General features: G+C 81.2%; 1 protein-coding gene. It reads right to left on the bottom strand.

From position 1 onward, the window contains the following. Positions 1–413: 413 nt before the first annotated feature. A partial coding sequence (locus tag AB6N23_RS18400) for a TadA family conjugal transfer-associated ATPase (protein WP_412867398.1) occupies positions 414–1,290 on the bottom strand: 877 nt, incomplete at its 5' end.

Genomic DNA, 1,290 nt, shown 5'->3' with positions numbered 1-1,290 from the left:
GACCACGCCCGCGCCGTCGCCGGCGACCGTGCCCGCGCCCCTGCCGGCGACACGGCCGGCAGCCCCGCCGGGCACACCTCGTCCGGGCGACCACTCCCCCGGGAGCACGGCGGCCCACGCGGCCTGCGGGGTCGCGCCGGCCCGCAACCGCGCTGCCACGGCCAGCAGGACGCCGGCGAGGTCGCCGTCCGACGAGCCGGCCCCCGGACCGTCCGTGCCACGCCGAGTCGCACCCCGCCGGGCCGCCGCCGCGCCCCACCACCGCCGCTGCCGGAAGGGCCAGGTTCCGGACGACGGGCCGGACCGGCGCGTGCACGCCGCGCCGGCGGTCCGACCCCGTCCGTGCGGCCACCGCCCCGGCGGCCCGACCCCCGCGAGCACCGCGAGCGCGACGAGGACCCCCACGACCACCGTCACGACGGCGTCCCCCGTGCGCCCGGCGTCGCCGCCACGGCGCGGACGCCACCCGGCGGCACCGTCGTGAGCCCGAGCCGCTCCGCGAGCCGGGGCCAGCCCGGCCCCGTGCGTACGTGACCCGCGGCGTCGACCCGCAGCGCCGTCGCGACCTCGAGCTCGCCGGCGGGCGAGCGCCCCACGACGCCGACCTCGGCCAGCCGCCGCCCGCCGTCGTCCCCGGCCCGGCGCACGTGCAGGACGGCGTCGATCGCGCTCACGGCCTGCGCCGCCACGGCCGGCCGGTCCAGGCCGGCGAGCGCGGCCATCGCCTCGAGCCGGGCGGGCACGTCGCCGGCGGTGTTGGCGTGCAGGGTCGCGCAGCCGCCTTCGTGCCCGGTGTTGAGCGCCGCGAGGACCTCGCGGACCTCGGCGCCGCGGCACTCGCCGAGCACGAGCCGGTCGGGGCGCATCCGCAGCGCCTCCCGCACGAGGTCGGCGAGCCCGACGCCGCCCGCGCCGTCGACGTTGGCGCGCCGCGCCGTCAGCCGCACGACGTGCGGGTGGTCGGGCAGCATCTCGCCGGACTCCTCGACGAGGACGATGCGCTGGTCGTGCGGCACGCGGGACAGCAGCGCGGCGAGCAGCGTCGTCTTGCCCGCGCCGGTCGGCCCGGACACGAGCACGTTCGCCCGCCGGTCGACGAGCGCGGCGAGCACCGGCACGAGCGGCGGCGCGACGGACCCGGACGCGACGAGCTCGGCCAGGGTGAACGCGCGCGGCCGCACGACGCGCAGGCTCAGCACGGTGCACCCGTCCGCGAGCGGGGGCAGCACGGCGTGCAGGCGCGTGCCGTCGGGCAGCCGCGCGTCGACGGTCGGCGCCGCGTCGTCGAGC

Origin of the sequence: Cellulomonas pasadenensis (assembly GCF_047229365.1) — a bacterium.
Taxonomy (GTDB): Bacteria; Actinomycetota; Actinomycetes; order Actinomycetales; family Cellulomonadaceae; genus Cellulomonas.
This window is presented reverse-complemented; position numbering and strand designations above follow the sequence as displayed.